The organism is Vallitalea sp. (assembly GCF_025211055.1).
Taxonomy (GTDB): Bacteria; Bacillota; Clostridia; order Lachnospirales; family Vallitaleaceae; genus Vallitalea.
Genome location: NZ_JAOARO010000045.1, coordinates 1 through 2,891, shown reverse-complemented (window position 1 = coordinate 2,891; position 2,891 = coordinate 1). Strand labels below are relative to the sequence as shown.

The window sequence follows — 2,891 nt, the reverse complement described above, 5'->3', positions numbered from 1 at the left end:
TCACCTCTGATAGAACAACTCTCTAGTCGTTACCTCATAAGATGGCTCTTGGTTTCTGACCCATTAGGAAGACCCTGAAAAGATTTGGAGGGGGGAAGACATTAAAAACACTTCGTAGTATCTACCCTAGATGGTCTTATTCCTGTCTCATGGATAGTTATTTTTATGAAATAGAACTAAGATAATATGGTATAACAACACTATATGTACATTGTATACCACTTCTCACTGATTTAGGTATGAATACTTATTAGTCTTAAACCAATAGCCTTTCACTTTTATATTCCGTTTCAAAGTACAAGATTAGTCGTGCCCTTGTATAACCAAAATAACCAACCTAAATTTTATAATTTTAGGTTGGCAAAAAATTTTTTTATGTTATGTAATGAAATCAATTAAAAATTATAAAATACAGGAATACTTTATCCCACTAAATTTTTCTCCCCAACCATTGCCATCATCATAGTAAAAAACTTTGAATCTACTCATATCTGGTAAGGGTATGCTATTTGATATCATATAATTTATTAAGACCTCCATATTATCCAATGTAAGTTGTCCGTAATTTTCTAATTTTTCGTAAAACTCACAAATACCTATATTAAATATAAATTGTATAATATCTTTTATTTCATTATTAGTATTACTATATAGGTTATGTAGACAAATAAATTGCATTTCATTTATATATTCATGGTCATCTACATCAAAGATATTTGATTCCAATACTGACTCAGGAAGAATTTCAGCTATTGTATAATGCCAGTCATCAAAAAATTGAATATCTGTATATGTCCATAGTTGTTCTAAAACAATTCTCCAGTCAGTTGTATTACATTTATAATATTTCAATGCATTCTCTAAACAACTAATTGCATATGCCAAACGCCCTCTTATTGAAACCATTTTAAAATCATCTCTATTCATATATTACCTCCATTTTAAAATTATTTAGAGAGTACCTCCCTAACCGCTCCTTCAAATGCATATATACAATTATCACACATTGGTTTTGGAGTACCTGAGTTAACTTCTATTGTATACATATACAAATTATGTAAATTTGCATTGTTTTGTAAAGCTTGATTCACTGCATCGACTTCTGCACAATTCCCAAGTCTATATTGATTAAGTGACTTTTTAGGAAGCATTTTTGCCAAAGTTTCATTTAAAGTATCACCACTTACTTGAACTCCTCTATTCATACCGTAATAATATTGACCTGTTTCTACATCATAAACAACAGTTCCAGTATTAAATTTTGATGCTTGTCTTTTAGAAGGTGCTAAACTTTTTTGCATTTTACTCCATTCTGCAATGGCGTTACTCAATTCTTCTTCAGAAGGTAATTTTAACGATTGGCTATAAGCTAATTGCTCTTTTAATGCCCCATACTGATACATCATAGCTGCATTATAGAATCCAAACTCTTTAACACCTGCTGAGAATAAAGCTATTTCATCCCCTATGACAAATAACGAACCAAAGAATAATCCCGATTTAACTGCAACTTGACCAAATTCATGTAATCTATCTGTAGCAGTCTTAGCATCTTCTTTCTGTTCCCACATTGGTGCAAATGTGTTTACAAAAATTTCTTGGTCTACAGGTGTATCACCTGCATTTCTTGCACCTAGAACATACCTTTCGTATTCCTTGGAAACGTCTACACCCCAATAAATTGTATTTGAGAATGGTACATTTGTCCACTCAACATATTTTTCCCAATAGGATTTATTATCTTTTTCTGTACAATGTCCACTTGGGTCTATGTAGTTTATAGGGTTATTCTGTACGTATGCGTAAAGATTAAGCCCATCCCCCCTATAACTATCCATAACTATAAATCTATTTATATAGAAGATATTAATACCTTTTAATATCAATATCTCTATAGATGAAGTTAACATAATTAGTTAACGGTAGATTTATAGTTGTATACGCTTAGATACAATATTATAACATATATCGAATAATGTTCGTAAGATTATAATACCACATCTAAATATATACTCTGGTGATGGGGATACTTGCACTTTTATTTTTTAATAGTAGATATTTTCGTGTTAGTTATGATTTTCATGATAATACTAACTACATTTATAATTATTGTTAGTGGTGTTATTAGGTTGTATGCTATAGTCTTTTTTATATTTAAGCATGTTATAAACGATATTCACCAATCGCCTAGAAACACAAACTATAGCCTGTGACTTAGTTTTACCCTCTGATACTTTTTTGTGATAGTATTCATATAATATAGGATTTCTAGGTGTGCCAGTATTTCTGTGAGTAGTAAGTTGTCCAAGTGCTATATAGAAAAATATGCTGTTTAGTTTCCTGTTACCTCGTTGATTACGAAAGTTCTTTTCTTTACTGCCAGAACTATAAGTAACTGGGGCAATTCCACTATATCGAGCAAGTTTTGCCGAGTTCTTAAACCTATTAATATCACCTATTTCAGATAGTAACTGTGCTGATGTAATAAGGTCTATACCATTAAATGATTGTAGATTCACCCCTAAGTCATCAATAGATTGTTGCAATAGTTCATCAATAGTAGATATTTCTTTTTGTTTATAACGAATATCCTCAACATAGTTTTTAATAAGGAAGCATCTAGTTTCATCATGAGATAAAATATCCTTATCTTCATTAATTAAACTTAATAAGGTCTTTGCTTTGGCTACAGTAAAAAAGTTATGGCTTTCTTTTCTAAGAAATTGACCTAATTCTTGTGTAGATACATTTTCTAAAGATTTAGCACTAGGGTAGTTATACCAAAAGGCTAAAGCTGTCTTGCCTATGATATCACTGAAAAACTTACTATATCTATAATAATGATATGATAGTTGCATATGTAATTGATTAATAACCGACGTTCTTTGTTC

At 30.6% G+C, this 2,891-nt stretch carries 3 protein-coding genes; all 3 read right to left on the bottom strand.

From position 1 onward, the window contains the following. Window positions 1-402: 402 nt before the first annotated feature. Entirely contained in the window at window positions 403-927 is a 525-nt protein-coding gene (locus N4A55_RS05800) for a hypothetical protein (RefSeq protein ID WP_293754577.1), read from the bottom strand. Between the two features lie 20 nt (window positions 928-947). Further along, the gene (locus N4A55_RS05795) at window positions 948-1,910 is read right to left on the bottom strand and encodes an RHS repeat-associated core domain-containing protein (RefSeq protein ID WP_293754576.1); all 963 of its coding nucleotides are present in this window, start codon (window positions 1,908-1,910) and stop codon (window positions 948-950) included. A 180-nt stretch (window positions 1,911-2,090) separates the two neighbouring features. After that, window positions 2,091-2,891, bottom strand: an 801-nt coding sequence (locus tag N4A55_RS05790; RefSeq protein WP_293754574.1) for a transposase, incomplete at its 5' end; no start/stop codon positions are given.

Bases quoted from the DNA above. Each gene is read 5' to 3' on its own strand.
- N4A55_RS05800 (WP_293754577.1), bottom strand. From the start codon at position 927: ATGAATAGAGATGATTTTAAAATGGTTTCAATAAGAGGGCGTTTGGCA.
- N4A55_RS05795 (WP_293754576.1), bottom strand. From the start codon at position 1,910: ATGTTAACTTCATCTATAGAGATATTGATATTAAAAGGTATTAATATC.